Origin of the sequence: Streptomyces sp. NBC_00286, assembly GCF_036173125.1 — a bacterium.
GTDB lineage: Bacteria > Actinomycetota > Actinomycetes > Streptomycetales > Streptomycetaceae > Streptomyces.
In genome coordinates this window covers 1,739,802-1,756,563 of record NZ_CP108054.1, presented here as the reverse complement: position 1 = coordinate 1,756,563, position 16,762 = coordinate 1,739,802, and the positions used below count along the sequence as shown (strand labels likewise).

13 protein-coding genes and 2 pseudogenes are annotated in these 16,762 nt (G+C 69.3%); 5 read left to right on the top strand and 10 right to left on the bottom strand.

The window, feature by feature from the left end; translation table 11 throughout:
• Positions 1–399 precede the first annotated feature (399 nt).
• The gene (locus OHT21_RS07955; RefSeq protein ID WP_328767545.1) at positions 400–1,257 is read left to right on the top strand and encodes a class I SAM-dependent methyltransferase; all 858 of its coding nucleotides are present in this window, start codon (positions 400–402) and stop codon (positions 1,255–1,257) included.
• A gap of 7 nt (positions 1,258–1,264) precedes the next feature.
• Here the strand turns inward: OHT21_RS07955 and OHT21_RS07950 are convergent, their stop codons facing one another.
• A complete protein-coding gene (locus tag OHT21_RS07950) occupies positions 1,265–1,609 on the bottom strand; it encodes a hypothetical protein (RefSeq protein WP_328767544.1) in 345 nt (114 codons plus the stop codon).
• A 194-nt stretch (positions 1,610–1,803) separates the two neighbouring features.
• Between OHT21_RS07950 and OHT21_RS07945 the strand changes: the two genes are divergently transcribed.
• Together OHT21_RS07945 and OHT21_RS07940 are read left to right on the top strand one after the other, a co-directional pair.
• The gene (locus OHT21_RS07945) at positions 1,804–2,001 is read left to right on the top strand and encodes a hypothetical protein (RefSeq protein ID WP_328767543.1); all 198 of its coding nucleotides are present in this window, start codon (positions 1,804–1,806) and stop codon (positions 1,999–2,001) included.
• Between the two features lie 2 nt (positions 2,002–2,003).
• Positions 2,004–2,150: a hypothetical protein gene (locus OHT21_RS07940; RefSeq protein ID WP_328767542.1), complete on the top strand. Its 147-nt coding sequence runs from the start codon at positions 2,004–2,006 to the stop codon at positions 2,148–2,150.
• A gap of 33 nt (positions 2,151–2,183) precedes the next feature.
• On the opposite strand, the gene OHT21_RS07935 is transcribed toward OHT21_RS07940, so the two are convergent.
• Together OHT21_RS07935 and OHT21_RS07930 are read right to left on the bottom strand one after the other, a co-directional pair.
• Positions 2,184–2,873 (bottom strand): glycoside hydrolase family 75 protein, encoded by a 690-nt coding sequence (locus OHT21_RS07935; protein WP_328767541.1) that lies wholly within the window; start codon positions 2,871–2,873, stop codon positions 2,184–2,186.
• A gap of 203 nt (positions 2,874–3,076) precedes the next feature.
• Positions 3,077–3,868: an aldo/keto reductase gene (locus OHT21_RS07930; protein WP_328773993.1), complete on the bottom strand. Its 792-nt coding sequence runs from the start codon at positions 3,866–3,868 to the stop codon at positions 3,077–3,079.
• A 276-nt stretch (positions 3,869–4,144) separates the two neighbouring features.
• On the opposite strand from OHT21_RS07930, the gene OHT21_RS07925 reads away from it, so the two are divergent.
• Positions 4,145–4,951, top strand: a complete 807-nt coding sequence (locus tag OHT21_RS07925) for a Tat pathway signal sequence domain protein (RefSeq protein ID WP_328767540.1) — start codon at positions 4,145–4,147, stop codon at positions 4,949–4,951.
• A gap of 40 nt (positions 4,952–4,991) precedes the next feature.
• Here OHT21_RS07925 and OHT21_RS07920 read toward each other — a convergent pair whose 3' ends face one another.
• The gene (locus OHT21_RS07920) at positions 4,992–6,818 is read right to left on the bottom strand and encodes an AMP-dependent synthetase/ligase (protein WP_328767539.1); all 1,827 of its coding nucleotides are present in this window, start codon (positions 6,816–6,818) and stop codon (positions 4,992–4,994) included.
• A gap of 377 nt (positions 6,819–7,195) precedes the next feature.
• Positions 7,196–8,061, bottom strand: a pseudogene (locus OHT21_RS07915) (LysR substrate-binding domain-containing protein).
• Between the two features lie 156 nt (positions 8,062–8,217).
• Here OHT21_RS07915 and OHT21_RS07910 point away from each other — a divergent pair.
• Positions 8,218–9,255: a bile acid:sodium symporter family protein gene (locus OHT21_RS07910; protein ID WP_328767538.1), complete on the top strand. Its 1,038-nt coding sequence runs from the start codon at positions 8,218–8,220 to the stop codon at positions 9,253–9,255.
• On the opposite strand, the gene OHT21_RS07905 is transcribed toward OHT21_RS07910, so the two are convergent.
• The 5 genes and pseudogenes from OHT21_RS07905 to OHT21_RS07885 all read right to left on the bottom strand — a co-directional run bounded on the left by OHT21_RS07905 (position 9,194) and on the right by OHT21_RS07885 (position 16,759).
• Complete coding sequence (locus tag OHT21_RS07905) at positions 9,194–10,432, bottom strand: DUF4185 domain-containing protein (RefSeq protein WP_328767537.1); 1,239 nt, start codon at positions 10,430–10,432, stop codon at positions 9,194–9,196. The two genes, OHT21_RS07910 and OHT21_RS07905, sit on opposite strands and share 62 nt — an antisense overlap.
• Before the next feature lie 11 nt (positions 10,433–10,443).
• Entirely contained in the window at positions 10,444–12,372 is a 1,929-nt protein-coding gene (locus OHT21_RS07900; protein WP_328767536.1) for a sialidase family protein, read from the bottom strand.
• 494 nt (positions 12,373–12,866) lie between these two features.
• Positions 12,867–13,721: a formate dehydrogenase accessory sulfurtransferase FdhD gene (fdhD, locus tag OHT21_RS07895; RefSeq protein ID WP_328767535.1), complete on the bottom strand. Its 855-nt coding sequence runs from the start codon at positions 13,719–13,721 to the stop codon at positions 12,867–12,869.
• A gap of 7 nt (positions 13,722–13,728) precedes the next feature.
• Positions 13,729–14,589 (bottom strand): 2Fe-2S iron-sulfur cluster-binding protein, encoded by an 861-nt coding sequence (locus tag OHT21_RS07890; protein WP_328767534.1) that lies wholly within the window; start codon positions 14,587–14,589, stop codon positions 13,729–13,731.
• Between the two features lie 55 nt (positions 14,590–14,644).
• A pseudogene (locus tag OHT21_RS07885) lies at positions 14,645–16,759 on the bottom strand (NAD(P)H-dependent oxidoreductase subunit E).
• Between the last annotated feature and the right edge of the window lie 3 nt (positions 16,760–16,762).

Here is a 16,762-nt window from a genome sequence, read left to right as displayed (position 1 = left end):
AGCTAAGCGACGGGCATACGACGCACCGGCCCACGTCCCCTCCCACCGGCGGGAGGGTGCCGGTTTCGTCGGGGTGCGGGCTTTCCCGGTTCGCTTCCTCTCCGGGGTGCGGGCAGCCGCAGGCTGTTTAGGGGCGCGGGGAACTGCGCGACCAGCCACAACGCACCCGCAGCCGCGACACAACGTGTCACCCCCACCCCGGTAGGCACCCACCCCCCCACCCCACGAACCCACCCCCCGGCCGGAGGCGCCCCACCCCCCGGCGGGGGCCTGGGGGCGCAGCCCCCCTTTCGGGAAGGGGCGGGGCTGGGGAACTCTTTGCTGGTTCGGCAAGGAAGGTGGCCGTTTCAGGGATTCGCGCCGCACCCTGGAGGCAAGCCGAACGAGAGGTCAGGAATCATGGCGCACGATCACACAGAGATCGACTTCGCGGAGTGGCTGCCCATGCTGGAGCAGGAGGCAGCACTGTTCACTCCGGTGTACCGGGACGCGGCGACCTGGTTGCGAGAGTGGCAACCCGAGCCGGAGCTGATCGCGGACGTGGGCAGCGGCCCCGGTGTCATCTCCTGCCTCCTGGCAGACACGTACCCGCAGGCACGCGTCGTCGCCGTGGACGGGGCGCCGCCCCTCCTGGAAGCCGCCCGATCGCGTGCTGAGGAGCACGGAATCGCCGACCGCTTCAGCACTCTGGAGGCCGAACTGGCCGACGGAATCGGCGAGTTGGAGTACCCCGCCGACCTCCTCTGGTCCAGCAGAGCCCTGCACCACGTCGGCGACCAACGCGCCGCCCTCACCGAGTTTGCCCGCCGCCTGGCACCCGGCGGCGCCCTCGCCCTCCTGGAGGGCGGCCTGCCCTCGCGCTACCTCCCGCGCGACATCGGCATCGGCCGCCCCGGCCTGCAGTCCCGTATCGACGCGGTGCAAGAGGACTGGTTCAGCAAGATGCGGGCCGAACTGCCCGGATCCGTGGCGGAGACCGAGGACTGGCCCGCCCTGCTGACCGCCGCCGGCCTCCGCCACGCCGCGACCCGTACCTTCCTGCTCGACCTGCCCGCCCCCGTCTCCGACGAGGCCCGCGCCTGGATCGTCACCACCCTCACCCACCGTCGGCATGGCCTGGCCGACGGCCTCGACGCCGACGACCTGGCCACCCTCGACCGGCTCCTGGACCCGGACGACAAGGCGAGCGTCCACCACCGCCCGGACGTGTTCATCCTGTCGGCCCTGACGATGTACGTCGGCGTGAAGCCCGCGTAACCCGGCCTCAGCAGGCGCCCGGCCGCGCGAACACCGTGACCCGGGCGCCCTTCACCTCGCGCGTACGGCACTCCTCGAAGTACGCGGCCAGGACGTCCCGCTTCACCGCTTCCTGCGCGATCGCGTCCACCGGCTGTCCCGCAGGGTCGCGTACGGCGACGATCCGCGACGCCTCCAGCATGCTGGAACGGATGACGGGGCCGGGAACCTCCGTGCCGTACAAGGTTCTTGAGGCGACCGGGCTCCGGTCCAGTGCGAGGTCCCGCAGCCCGGCGACGGCGTCCGGATAGGGCAGCGACCAGACGCGGCGGCGTAGCGGCATGTAGAGGATGGCGTCGCCCGGCTCGCCCATGCGCTCGATGGTGCGGGCGATGGAGGTGACGTCGTCGACGCGGCTGGCGGTGTCGCGAAGGTCCAGCGTGGTGGGGATCAGCGCGAGGACGGTCGCCGCCGCCGCGATCCGTATCCCGACGGGCGTTATCTGGCCGTCTCGACCTTCGACGGGCGGATCTCCTGTGGGACGCCCGCGGCCGGCACCGGATCGCCGTGCTCGTCGACGCCGACGACGCTCCGGAGCCGCCCGTGCTCGCGTTCTCGGCCGACAGCTCGCTGCTCGCGGCAGGGGGCGAGGGCGGCTCCGTACGCGTATGGGAGACCGCCTCACCTCGGCTGTCGCCCGCGTCCGTCCCGGCGGGGGACGGGCCGGTGCTCGCCGTCGGATTCGCCCCGGGGACCGGGAGTTGAGGGTGGCGACACCGTATCTGCCTCTGCGGCGATATCCGTTGGACCCGAAGCGGGCCGCCGCCCTGGCCTGCGCTCGGGCGCGGGGCGGGGCGACCAAGGCGGAGTGGCGTACGTATCTGCCCGGTGTGGAGTACCGACGGACGTGCTGAAACCCCGCGGGACCCCTCGGAACCCCTCGGAACTCAGTTGTCCCTCAGGAACCGCTTCGCCAGTGACTCGCCGAGGGATGCCGCCGCGCTGCGGCTCTCGATGGGGGAGACGCGGGAGTTCGTGAACAGGATGTAGGTGACGCCCGAGGCGGTGCCGCCGGTCGCCGGTGCCGGGTCGATGCCCAGGGACTTGGCGGTGGCGTACGAAGCCTCGCCGATGATGTCCGTGGGGCCGGTGTCGCCGACTACGGCGTACTGGATCTGGTTGTCGTGGATGACGGCGACCACGCTGCCGCCCTTGATGCCGGCGTTCGCGTAGTTCCAGATGCCGCTGGGGGCGGGTACGACGACGTACGGCAGGGTCTGGGAGTTCAGCGGTCTGCCGTCGGACTGGGGGAAGGCGGTGCCGGCGTGGAACCAGGGGTCGGTGTCCCTGTTGCAGCGTGCGGTGACCTGGCCGTCGCAGGCGATGTCCATGTCGGCCTTCCAGAACACCGCGCCCTTCTTGCCGCAGACGGGGACGGACGGCGACTTCCCCGCGTCGGTGCTGTACAGGCCGTCCGAGACGCGCGAGCAGGACGTCACCTCGGCCAGCAGGTCGGCCGCACCGACCGCGCCCTCGCGCGCTCTGGTGGGAGTGACGGACGTGTCGGCGGGGAGCGCTCCGGCGGCGAGGAGCGTGGCTGGGGCGGCAACGGCGAGGGTCATAGTTCGCATACGCACTGTGGGGCCCTTCTGTCCGGAAAGTCTGCCTTTCGACGACCCTGACCGACCCTGATCCCGACGGCGTGGAGGCAGCGCCCGTCTTACGCCGCTCGGCGGAGCGTTCCTTGTCGCCATACCTGGGGGGTACGGCCGGACGCACGCGCGAAGCCGCCGCCCGAGCGAGGCGGGCGGCGGCTTCGAGTGGGTCGAGCGGTGTGCGGTCAGGTCACGTGGAGCTTTGCCGGGTCCGGGCCGATGCGGCGGTCCTCGTTCAGCGCGCTGATCGCGGCGATGTCCTCGTCGTCCAGGGAGAAGTCGAAGACCTCGATGTTCTCCTTGATCCGCGACGGGGTCACGGACTTGGGGATCACCACGTTGCCGAGCTGGATGTGCCAGCGCAGGACGATCTGCGCGGGCGTACGGCCGTGCTTCTGGGCGATGGCCACGATCGCCGGGACCTCCAGGAGGCCCTTGCCCTGGCCGAGCGGTGACCAGGCCTCGGTGGCGATGCCCTGCTGAGCGTGGTACTCGCGCGAGGCGAGCTGCTGCAGGTGGGGGTGCAGCTCGATCTGGTTGACGGCCGGGATGACGGATGTCGCCTCGATCAGCCGGTCCAGGTGCTCCGGAAGGAAGTTGGAGACGCCGATGGACTTGACGCGCCCGTCGGCCAGCAGCTTCTCGAACGCCTTGTACGTGTCCACGTATGTGCCGTTGTCCGGCATCGGCCAGTGGATCAGATACAGATCCACGTAGTCGAGGCCGAGCTTGGCCAGGGACGTGTCGAAGGCGCGCAGTGTCGAGTCGTAGCCATGGTCGGCGTTCCAGAGCTTGGTGGTGACGAAGAGGTCCTCTCGGGCGATGCCGGAGGCGCGAAGCGCCCTGCCCGTGCCCTCTTCGTTGCCGTAGGCGGCGGCGGTGTCGATGCTGCGGTACCCGGCCTCAAGGGCGGTGGTGACCGCCTGATCCGCCTCGTCGTCCGGGACCTGCCAGACACCGAAACCCAGCTGCGGCATCTCGACGCCGTTGTTCAGGATGATCGGGGGGACCTTGCTCACTGGCTCTCGATCCTTTAGTCGTCGTTGGTATCCCATCGTCAACGATCACAGGCCGGCAATCATTCCTGCACTGTGCCTTCGCCGACGGAATCGGGGACTGGCCGGATGTCGATCGTCCCTCCGAGCCTATCGGTACAGACCATTGACCGTGGCCCGTCATGACGCGACTCTGTCTCAGGTTACTGAACTTGGTGCATGTATATGACCTCCCATCAAGAACGAGGTGAGATACCTGTGAGCACCACACGAAGAAACCTGCTCGGGGCGGCACTCGGCGGCGCGGCCGCCGCTGCCGTCGGTCTGCCGGCCGCCGGCGCGCACGCCACCGGCAGGGACGCCGCCGCCTCCTGGCAGCTGAAGTGGTCCCCGTCGGCGAGCGAGGACGGGCTCGGCGCCTTCGAGACCCTGGAGGACGACCGCGCAGACTCGCACCCCGCCGCCTCCCCGCACATCTACGCCACCGGCAACAACTGGCGCTTCAACATGCACACCGTCGACCGGGACACCTCGACCGACCGCCAGCGCCACGAGGTCACCGGCCTGCGCAACGGCAGCGGCAACAACTACCTCAGGTGGACCGAGGGTCAGACCTGGCGGCTCACGTACTCGATGTACATTCCGAGCTCGCTCAAGGCGACCACGAGCTTCACGCACATCATGCAAATGAAGCAACCCGGCGCCGGCAGCGCGCCGATCGTCGTGCAGTCGCTGCGCCGGGTGGACGGCGTGCAGACCATCGAACTGAAGCTCTTCACCGACGACATCCTCGTCGGGCGTACGAACCTGGAGCCGCTGCACAACAAATGGACCGACGTCGACTTCCAGATCAAGATCGGCAACGGCTCGGCGGGCTCGGTCCGCTGGATCCTCAAGAGCGGCTCCACCACGGTCATCGACAAGTCGAAGACGGGCGTCGACACCTTCCTCGCCGACCGCGTACGCCCCAAATGGGGCATCTACCGCTCCCTGGGCGACACTTCCGGTTCCCTCCAGGACTGCCATCTCCTGTTGACGAACCTGCGGGGCTACCAACTGGTGTAGCTGCTCGAAGTCGCAGGCTCCCGGGGGGTTCCGCGGAGCGCTACGCCCGGTACAGCGCCTCGACTTCGGAGGCGTACGCCTTCTCGATCGCCTTGCGCTTCAGCTTCAGCGACGGTGTCAGCAGCCCGTGTTCCTCGGTGAACTGGTGGGCGAGTATCCGGAACGTACGGATCGATTCGGCCTGCGAGACCAGTGTGTTCGCCGCCACCACCGCTCGGCGTACCTCGGTCTCCAGGTCCGGGTCGCGTACCAGCTCGGCCGGCTTGAGCTTCGGTTTGCCGCGCATCTGGAGCCAGTGTTCGACGGCCTCCGCGTCCAGCGTGACGAGCGCCGCGATGTACGGGCGGTCGTTGCCGACGACGATGCACTGCGCGACCAGCGGATGGTCGCGCACCCGCTCCTCCAGCTGCGCGGGCGAGACGCTCTTGCCGCCGGACGTCACCAGGATCTCCTTCTTGCGCCCGGTGATCGTGAGGAAGCCGTCCTCGTCGAGCGAGCCCAGGTCGCCGGTGGCCAGCCAGCCGTCGTGCAGGGCCGCGTCGGTGGCCTTGGGGTCGTTGAGGTAGCCCTGGAAGATGTTGGGGCCGTGCAGCCAGACCTCGCCGTCGTCCGCGATGTGCACGGTGGTGCCGGGGAACGGCTGCCCCACGGTGCCGTACCGGGTGCGCTCGGGCGGGTTGGCGGTCGCCGCGGCGGTGGACTCGGTGAGGCCGTACCCCTCGTAGATCTGGACGCCCGCGCCCGCGAAGAACAGCCCGAGCCGCCGGTCCATCGCCGAGCCGCCGGACATGGCGTGCTTCATCCGGCCGCCCATCGCCTCGCGGATCTTGGAGTAGACGAGCTTGTCGAAGAGCTGGTGCTGCACCCGCAGCGCCGCCGAGGGGCCCGGCCCGATGCCCCAGGCCTTCGCCTCCACGGCGTCCGCGTATCGCACGGCGACCTCGACGGCCTTCTCGAACGGGCCCGCCTTGCCCTCCCGCTCGGCTTTCCTGCGGGCCGCGTTGAAGACCTTCTCGAAGATGTACGGCACCGCCAGGAAGAACGTCGGCCGGAACGCGGCGAGGTCGGGCAGCAGGGCCGCCGCACTCATCTGCGGCTGATGGCCGAACTTGACCCGGCCGCGGATGGCGGCGACCTGCACCATCCGCCCGAAGACATGCGCCAGCGGCAGGAACAGCAGGGTCGCCGCCTCGTCGCCCTTCTTCGAGTGGAACAGCGGCTCCCAGCGCTCGATGGCCGTGTCCGCCTCGAACATGAAGTTGCCGTGCGTGATCACACAGCCCTTGGGGCGGCCGGTGGTTCCGGAGGTGTAGATGATCGTCGCGATCGACTCGGGTGTGACCGCGCGCCGGTGCCGGTGCACCACCTCGTCGTCGAGGTGCGCGCCCGCTTCGTACAGCTCCTGCACCGCGCCCACGTCGAGCTGCCAGAGCCGGCGCATCATCGGCAGCCGTTCGATGACCGTGGCCATCGTCATCGCGTGGTCCTCGTGCTCCACCACCGCCGCCGACACCTGCGAGTCGTGCAGCGTCCAGAAGACCTGCTCGGCCGAGCTCGTGGGGTAGATCGGCACGACCTGGGCGCCGATGGACCACAGGGCGTAGTCGAAGAGGGTCCACTCGTAGCGCGTACGGGACATGATCGCGACCCGGTCGCCGAAACGGATGCCCTGGGCAAGCAAACCCTTGGCGAGAGCCAGCACCTCGTCGCGGAACTCCGCCGAGGTCACATCGCGCCACTCGCCGTGCTCGTCCTTGCGGCCGAGCGCGGGGTACAGGGGATCCTCCAGGGCATGGCTGTAGACGGCATCGGCCAGGCCGCCCACCGGCGGCGCCGACGCCAACGGAGGGTTGGTGAACTCGCGCAATCCCCGCTCCTTGTGGCGCTCAGCACAGCGCCGTGAAAGCTACCCCAGGTTGCGCTGCCGCGGGAGTGGTGGTGACTTGTGGGTTCGTGCTGTTATCTGTGCTGGTCACGGACTTATTTACGGCTTCAACGGGGTAGGTCGGGGCAGAATTCTTACGGGTGCGTAGGTTTCCGGCGCCCAATCTCCACGGAATCTCCTCCGGAAGGTGGGCCGTGGGGTGGGTGCCCCTGGGGGCGGGGGGGCCCTGCGGGTTGGGGGTGGCTGGTCGCGCCCGCGCGGCGGAGCCGCACATGGGCACAGCCCCGCGCCCCTTACGGGGCGCTTCCCTGGGCGTCTGTTGTTCAGGCTGAACGCGCCTCAGGGCATACCGAATCCGCTCAGCGGCCTGTGTGTGGGCTTACTCCGCCCTGCAGGATGCGTGTGGCCAGGGCGTTTGCTGCGACCCGGGATTGGGTGGGGCGGGTGGATTGGGTTACTACGAAGTCGACTCTGCCTAGTTCGGGGAGGGCTGCTCTTGGGGGGACCTTGACCAGGCCCGGAGGGATCAGGCCTTGGGAGTGGCCATTACGCCCAGGCCTGCTCTGGCTGCTGCGATGAGGCCGTTGAGGCTGCCGCTTGTGCAGGCTATGCGCCAGGGGCGGCCCTCGCGTTCCAGGGCTTCCAGGGCGAGGGCTCGGGTGATGCCCGGCGGGGGGTAGGCGATCAGAGGTACCGGGCTCGCGGCGTCCAGGCGGAGGCGTTCCGCGCCGATCCAGACCAGGCGGTCGTGCCAGACGAGTTCGCCTTGGGGGTCTTCGGGGCGGCGTTTGGCGAGGACCAAGTCGAGCTTTCCGTCGGCCAGTTGCTTGTGCAATGTGCCCGAGAGTTCGACCGTCAGCTCCAGGTCGACCTCGGGGTGGTCGTGGCGGAAGCCCTCGAGGATTTCGGGAAGGCGGGTCAGTACGAAGTCCTCGGAGGCGCCGAAGCGCAGTCGGCCGCGCAGTCGCGTCCCCGTGAAGAACGCCGCCGCCTGTTCGTGTGCCTCCAGGATGCGGCGGGCGAAGCCGAGCATGGCCTCGCCGTCCTCCGTCAGCTCCACGGAGTGGGTGTCCCGCGAGAAGAGCTGCCGCCCCGCCGTGCTCTCCAACCGGCGCACATGCTGGCTGACCGTCGACTGGCGCAGGCCGAGGCGCCGGGCGGCCTGGGTGAAGCTCAGCGTCTGGGCCACCGCCAGGAACGTACGCAGGTGTGAAGGGTCGTACACGTTCCTCAGGCTATCGCGATTCGTGATGACAGTCAGAGCCGTATGCAGGATTCCCGATCACGGTCCGGAGGAGGACCATGGAGAGGGCACGATCCTGTGTCCGGATCGTGGGACGACACAGACAACGAACATGAACCGACTCAGCAACGGAGCACCGTGAAACGCCTGACGTGGCCGTCCTGGCTGCCGATCGACCCGTACATCCTGCTCTTGCTCGGGACGGTGGGCCTCGCGGCGCTGTTGCCCGCGCGGGGGACGGCGGCCGATGTCGCGTCCGGGGTGTCGACGGGCGCGATCGCGCTGCTCTTCTTCCTGTACGGGGCACGGCTTTCGACCCGTGAGGCGGTGGACGGGCTGCGGCACTGGCGGCTCCATGTCACCGTTCTGGCCTGCACGTTCGTGGTGTTCCCGGCGCTCGGTCTGGCGGCCCGCGCACTTGAACCGGTGTTCCTGACGCACTCGCTCTACATCGGACTGCTCTTCCTGACGCTGGTGCCCTCGACGGTGCAGTCGTCGATCGCGTTCACGTCCATCGCGCGCGGCAATGTGCCCGCTGCGATCTGTGCGGGCTCCTTCTCCTCCCTCGCGGGCATCGTGATCACCCCCCTGCTCGCGGCGACGCTGCTCGGCAGCACCGGCGGCGGATTCTCCGCGGACTCGATCCTCAAGATCGTGCTGCAACTGCTCGTGCCGTTCGTGGCCGGGCAGGTGCTGCGGCGCTGGATAGGGGAGTTCATCGGGCGTCACAAGCGGATCACCGGCCTCGTCGATCGCGGTTCGATTCTCCTGGTCGTCTACGCGGCGTTCAGCGAAGGCATGGTCCAGGGCATCTGGCAGCAGGTCAGCCCGTTGCGGCTGACCGGGCTGCTCGCGGTCGAGGCGGTGCTGCTCGCCGTGATGCTCACGCTCACCTGGTACGGCTCGAAGGCGCTGCGTTTCAGCCGTGAGGACCGGATCGCCATCCAGTTCGCCGGGTCGAAGAAGTCCCTGGCAGCCGGACTGCCCATGGCGAGCGTTCTGTTCGGGGCGCAGGCATCGCTGGCCGTGCTGCCGCTGATGCTCTTCCACCAGATGCAGCTGATGGTCTGTGCGGTGATCGCCAAGCGCCGCTCCCGCGACCCCGAGCCGGAACTCAGCCCGAGCTCAGCTTCAGCGTCACGAATCGCGGTCGGTACAGGGACACGTTCCGACTGAGATTCGCCTGCGCCGCGGTCCCCGTCGCGTCCAGCCAGTTGACGTCGTAACTGAGCACGAGCCGCCCGCCGAGCGCCGGGTGCACCTGCGGGTTGTACGCCGCGACTCCCGACCTCTGCTCGGGCAGCGGCGGGCTGAAGCCCTTGGTGGGCCCACGCCATGGACCGGTGGGTGAGCACGCCCAGTACGAGGTGACGGTCGTCAGGCCCTCGGCACCCGCCGCCATCGTGAACAGCACCCAGGTGCCGCCGTCCCGTGCGACCGTGAACGCGCTGCCCACACCCTTGCGCTGCCCGTCACCGAGCACGGGCTTCATCCGCGACGAGATGGTGGACCACCGCCCGCCGTCCCAGTACTCCCAGGCGTCCGGCTCCGCAAGCCGGTCGCGGGGCACCCGCGCCACGTACGCCTTCGAGGCCGGGCGGGAGGCGGCCTGCGCGTCGTCGCCGCCGAACACATACGTCCAGTCGTCGTCCTCGGTCACCGCCGTCGTGCCGAACAGCACCCGCTTCTCCGGCTCCCGCACCTGCTGCTGGTCGAGGACCTTGACGATGCCCTCGACCCGCAGATCGGGCAGCGAGAGCGTGGCCACCTCCGTGGCGGTGGGGACGCCGTAGATCCAGGGGTACGTGCCGTTCGCACGGGTCCACAGCAGGACGCGTACGACCTTCTCCGAGGACCCGGGGGAGCGGGCCTCGACCTTGGCCGCGACGGGCCAGCGCCACTGACCGGGGGCCGGGTCGGGGAACAGCGGCGCGGGAAGGGTGTTCTGGAGGCGGCCGTCGGACATGACGACGGCCGAGTTGCGCACCAGGGGCGCGTTCTGGTCCCGCCAGGCGAACGACTCGCCCACCGGGTTCGGCGGCCCGTACACGTTGCCCAGATATGTGTCCGAGAACAGCCACAGCACCCGGCCGTCCGGCAGCCGCACGGAGTGGGTGCCGTCGCCGCCGGTCCAGTCGTCGGCCCGCGAGGCGTCGTCTCCGTACCGCGTGAACTCGCCATTGAGGTCCGGCTCCGCCGCCCACGACGAGACCGTACGAGGCGTGCAGGCGCCCTCCCGGTCGTCGTCGTCTTCGTCCGGGAGAGCGGTGAGCAGCACCGCGCCGAGGACCAGGGCCAGGAGGAGTCCCAGCCCGGCCCCCGAACGGTGTCGTACTCGCGAGTATTCGGGCACGGCACGGGACGTTAGTTGCTGTCGCGCACCCGGTCCATGGGAAGCCACAGGACGGTGTCCCGCGTCACAGAGCCCCTGCTGTTCACCTCGTACAACTCTGTGTCGCTGAGCGCCCGGTCGTAGACCCGTACATCATCGATCGCGCCCGCGAAATGCGCCCGGCTGTCCAGCTTCTGGCCGATGTGCACACCGAACGGTGAGTTACGGCTCACGGATCCCGGCAGGTCAGCCGTACTGATCGGCGTGCCGTCGATGAACATCGTGAGCGCCCCTCCACCGCGCCGCAGTGCCAGATGGTGCCACTGACCATCGTTGTACGCGCCACTGGTGCGCACCGTGGCGGACTGCGCCGGGCTCGCACCGTCCCGGACCGTGATCTGCCCCTGAATACGACCGGAAGCGGGCTCGCCGCGCAGCCACACCTGCGGCTGGGTGAGGCCGACCCCGCCCATCCAGAGCAGCGGCTGCTCACCGCTGGTGGCGGTGTAGCGGAACCACAGCGACGCCGTGAAGTCCTTTGCCCCCAACGGCAGTTCACTGTCGTACGGCAGCCTCACGGCGTCGTCGATGCCGTCGAACTCCATCGCCCGCCCGGACACACCGTCCGTCGTGCGCGCGCCGCCGAGGACCGCCGCGGGACGCGTGGGAGAGGCCAGGTCGATGGTCTTCGGGTCGGGTCCGCGACGCGGTTGCAGCCAGTCCTCGGTGAACCGTGCGAAACGGATCTCGTCGCGCGCGTCTATCGCCCCGCCCTCGTACATCAGGCCGACCGTGTCGTGGCTGATGCGCACCATGTCCGAGTAGCCGGACCAGTCCGTCGTGACGACCGTGCCACGGTCCACGCTGTCCCAGGTGCGCCCGCCGTCGTAAGAGGAACGGACCATCATCGTCCTGCGCCGGTCCGGATCGGCGGGACAGGCGAGCAGCAGCCGGTCGCCCAACCGCAGCGTGGAACCCTGGACTTGGGGTGTGTAGAGGTCAGGCTGGGTACGGAACGGCGACGTGAAACTGTCGCCACCGTCACGGCTGAACGTCTGCGTACGGTGCCCGAGATCGGTGCCGTCCTGCTCACGGCCGCTGATCACGATGACCCCGTCGGCCCGCTCGGTCATGCTCATCTCGGACGGTTTCTGGCGGAACGTACCGCCTGCTGGTATCGGATACGAGTCCGTCGCCCCGATGCGCCAGCTGTCGCCGCCGTCGTCGCTGACGATGAGCGCGGCGTGGTTGGCGGACACCCTCCCCCAGTCTTCGGCCGGGGGGACCCCCATCTCGCTTCGCTCGCCGTTCCACGTCTCGGCGTTGACGCCGAAGACGAGCCGCCCCGCGTGCTTGCCATGGCTCAGCTGGATGCCGTGTACGGGCCCGGTGGCATACCAGGAGTTCCAGTGGTCGGGCAGGATCTCGTCGCTGAGGTCACGCGGCTCGGACCAGGTGAGCCCGTCGTCGTCGCTGTGCTGCATGTGGGGCGTGCGGTCACACGGCACCTCGCAGTTCTGACCGTCCGTACGGCCCGGGTTGTACGTCTCCGCCAGCACGATGCGCCCGGTCTCGCGGTCCACGATCGGGGCGGGGTTGCCGTGGGTGTCGCCCCCGCCCTCGTTGATGACCTGAAGGGGACCCCAGGTTCGCCCGCCGTCCGTGGAACGCTTGAGCACGATGTCTATGTCGCCGGCGTCACTGCAGTCGTTCACCCGGCCTTCGGCGAACGCCAGCAGCGTGCCCTTCGTCGTTTTCACGACGGCGGGGATCCGATAGCACGCGTATCCGGGATCCTGGGAGGCCTTGAAGAGGACCTGCTGCTCGAACCCGGCGGTGTCGGCGGCCGGTTGGATCCGTTGCTGGTCGGGAGCCGGCTGTGGGGAGAGTGCGAGCAGCGCGGCGGTGGCGACGCTTGCGGTGACGGTGGTTCTGAGACGTGCGCGAACACTTGACGGCATGGTGCGACCTGCCCTTCATCCGTCCGGACATCTGGACATCCCACGTCCAACGTGCGCGCCACGCACGGTACTTGGGGTCTCAGGGAGCCCACAAGAAGCGTGCAGGGGTCGTTCCGTCGGCTGGCGTGATCATGGATGTCCTTGCGGCGACTGTTAAACGGCCGGGGGCACGGATGGGGGAGGCCGGGTGCTGCGGCTGGGGGAGTTCATTCTGACGGCGCAACAGATGAGTCAGGGTGGATCGTCACCGGTGCCGATTCAAACGCCGGTCCAGCAAGTTCAGCCCGTCTGGGGGCACCTCCCAGCGGTAGCTGGGGGAGCTTGAGGACGAGGCCGCAAGGCCGATACGGGGGTCTGGGGGCAGAGCCCCCAGGAGCGGCGCGACTGAGGCGAAGCCTCATCGCGGCGCGAAAAGCTGAGGCAGGGCCCTCATCACGGCGCAGGGGGCGCTCCCCGCCGGTCGAGGGCCCCGCCATCGTGTCGCGGGGAGCCGGTCAGCCGTGGGCGGCCGCGGTCCGCAGGGCGATCCGGTGTTCGCCCGCGTACACGTTCATGGAGGCACCCCGGAGGAAGCCGACGAGGGTCAGATCCGACTCCGCCGCCAGGTCCACCGCGAGGGACGAGGGCGCGGAGACGGCGGCCAGCACGGGTATGCCCGCCATCACCGCCTTCTGGGCGAGCTCGAAGGAGGCCCGCCCCGAGACGAGCAGGATCGTGCGGGAGAGCGGTAGCGCGCCGTTCTGGAGGGCGCGGCCGACCAGCTTGTCGACCGCGTTGTGCCGGCCCACGTCCTCACGGATGTCGAGCAGCTCGCCGTCCTCCGTGAACAGGGCCGCCGCGTGCAGCCCCCCGGTCCGCTCGAAGACCCGCTGAGATGCGCGCAGCCGGTCGGGGAGGCTCGCGAGCAGCTCGGGTTCGAGCCGGACCGGGGCGGCTTCACCGTCGTCGATGGCCCACCGTGCCGTCGTACGGACGGCATCGAGGCTCGCCTTGCCGCACAGGCCACAGGAGGAGGTCGTGTAGACGTTGCGTTCGAGGGTGATGTCGGGGATGACGACGCCGGAGGCGGTCTTCACGTCGACGACGTTGTACGTATTCGAGCCGTCGGCAGTCGCCCCCGCGCAGTACACGATGTTCTGCAGCTCATGGGCCTCGCCCAACACACCCTCACTGACCAGGAACCCCGCGGCCAGCGCGAAGTCGTCCCCGGGAGTGCGCATCGTGATCGCGAGCGGCTTGCCGTTCAGCCGGATCTCCAGGGGTTCCTCGGCGACGAGCGTGTCCGGGCGGGACGAGACCGCCCCGTCGCGGATACGGATCACCTTGCGTCGTTCCGTGACTCGTCCCATGTCCTGATCAGCCCCGGTTCTGTACGTGCTGGTAGCCGAAACGGCCCTTGATGCAGAGGTTGCCGTGGGTCACCGGGTTGTCGTGCGGCGAGGTGACCTTCACGATTTCATTGTCCTGCACGTGGAGCGTGAGATTGCAGCCCACTCCGCAGTACGCGCATACCGTGGTCGTCTCGCTCTGCGCCGACTCGTCCCACGTACCGGCCGCCCGCATGTCGAACTCCGATTTGAAGCTGAGCGCTCCCGTCGGGCACACCTCGATGCAGTTGCCGCAGTACACGCAGGCGGAGTCGGTGAGCGGGGCGTCGTGCTCGACCGCGATACGGGCGTCGAAGCCGCGTCCGGCGACGGAGATCGCGAAGGTGTTCTGCCACTGGTCGCCGCATGCGTCGACGCACTTGTAGCAGAGGATGCATTTGTCGTAGTCGCGGACGTAGAGGTTGTTGTCGATCTTCGGTTGTTCGTTCAGCCGGGCCGCGTCCGGGCCGAAACGGTCGGGCTTCGCCTCGTACTCCTTGATCCACTCGGCGACCTGCGGTGTGGTCGACAAGTCGACCGAGGAAGCGAGGAGTTCGAGGACGAGCTTGCGGCTGTGGCGGGCGCGTTCGGTGTCGGTCTTCACCTCCATGCCGGGCTCGGTCTTGCGGGAACAGGCCGGGACGAGAGTCCTGGACCCCTCGACCTCGACGACGCAGACGCGGCAGGCGTTCTTCGGGGTGAGGGTGTCGCCCTGGCAGAGCGTCGGGATGTCCTTCCCGGCGGCCCGGCAGGCGTCGAGGATCGTCGAGCCCTCGGGAGCCCGCACCGGCTCTCCGTCGATCGTGAACTCCAGCAGACGGCGGGGGATCCCCAGCGGCGTCACGGTCATACGGCGGCTCCTGTGCCGGCTCCTGTGCCGGCTCCTGTGCTGCGGCAGGTCGCGGTCATTCGTACGCCCCCAAGCGGTCGATGGCGGATTCCACGGCGTTCCACGCGGTCTGCCCGAGACCGCAGATCGAGGCGTCGCGCATGGCGCGGCCGACCTCCCGGAGCAGGGCGATGTCGTCGGCCGCGTCCGCGCCCGTGCGCTCGACGATCCGGTGCAGCGCCTCCTCCTGCCGTACGGTCCCGACCCGGCACGGCACGCATTGGCCGCACGACTCGTCGCGGAAGAACTCGGCGATACGGAGCAGCAGGCGGGGAAGGGGAACCGTGTCGTCGAAGGTCATCACGACCCCCGAGCCGAGCGTCGTGCCGGCCTCCCTCGTGCCCTCGAAGGTGAGCGGGATGTCCAGCTCGTCGGGGCGTACGAAGCCGCCGGCCGCGCCGCCGAGGAGGACAGCGCGCAATCGTTTACGTACGCCTGCCAAGTCGAGCAGTTCGCCGAGTGTCGCGCCGAACGGGAGCTCGTAGATGCCGGGACGGTCCACGCTTCCTGATACGCAGAACAGCTTGGGGCCGGTGGATTTCCCGGTGCCGATCGCCGCGTACGCCTGTGCTCCCATCGTTAGGATCGGCAGCACGTTGACCAGTGTCTCGACGTTGTTCTCGGCAGTGGGTTTGCCGAACAAACCCTTCTCTACGGGGAAGGGGGGTTTTGAGCGGGGCTCTCCTCTGTAGCCCTCTATGGAGTTGAAGAGGGCGGTCTCCTCGCCGCAGATGTACGCGCCTGCGCCGCGGCGGATTTCGATGTCGAAGGCGTAGCCGTGGCCGAGGATGTCGTCGCCGAGGAGGCCGCGGGTGCGGGCCTGGGCGATGGCGTGTTCCATGCGGTCGAGGGCGCGGGGGTATTCGCCGCGTAGGTACAGGTAGCCCTTGTGGGCGCCGGTCGCGTACGCCGCGATTGTCATCGCCTCTACGAGGGAGTACGGGTCGCCTTCCATGATCACGCGGTCTTTGAAGGTGCCCGGTTCGGATTCGTCGGCGTTGCAGACGAGGTAGTGGGGGTGGTCGGGCTGGGCGGCCGTGGCCTGCCATTTGCGGCCGGTGGGGAAGGCGGCGCCGCCTCGGCCTACTAGGCCGGCGTCGGTGACCTCGCGGATGACGGTGGCGGGGCCGAGGGTGAAGGCCCGCCGCAGGGCGGTGTAGCCGTCGTGGGCTCGGTAGTCGTCGAGGGAGGCTGGGTCGACGGCGCCGACCCGTCGCAGCAGGATCAGGTTGCTCTGGCCTGCTTGGGGTACGGCCACCGAGGCGGGTGGCTCCTCGGGGGCTGAGCCGGGTGTGGTGGCCGCGAGGACGGTGGACTCGACGGTGGCGGGGGCGGCGACGGCTGTGGCCCGTAGGCCCGCGGCGGAGCCGCTATTGGATGCAGCGCCCCCGCCGCCCCTTCCCATACCCGACCCTGGGGCTTCGCCCCTAGACCCCCGATCGGCCTGAACGGCCTCGTCCTCAAGCGCCGGACGGGCTGAAAGATCAGCCCCTTGAGGGTCCCCCCAGCGGTAGCTGGGGGAGTTTGAGGAGCGGGGGTTCGGGGGCTGGCCCCCGAAACGGGGTCCGGGGCGGAGCCCCGAAGGGGTCTGGGGCGAAGCCCCAGTTTCGGGAAGGGGCGGGGTGGGGAAAAAGCCCGCCGCAGGCGCCCCCGCCCGCACCACCAACGCCGCCGGCGCCCGCTCACACAACCCCAGACACGGACTCCGCTCCACGGAAACCCCGTTCCCGACCCCCAACCGCGCCTCGACCCCGGCGCACAACTCCGCCGTCCCCACAGCCGCGCACGCGATATCCGTGCACACATGCACCACCGTCCCAGCCCGCGGCCGCACCGAAAACATGGCGTAGAACGTGGCCACGCCATACGCCTCCGCAGGCGGCACAGTCAGCCGCCGGCACAGATAGGACAGCGCACCCTCGCTGATCCACCCCACGCGATCGTTGATCGCGTGCAACCCCGGCAACAGCAGATCCCGACGCTCCCGCGCCACCCGCCCCCCACGCGCCCACCTCAAATCGGCGTCGGACCGATCCGCCCCCTCCCACGACGACTCGGGCGGCCCGAGCAGCGCATCGACGGCCGCCCGTTCCTCGTCCGTCGGCTTGCTGTCACCGAAGTGCAGATCCACCAG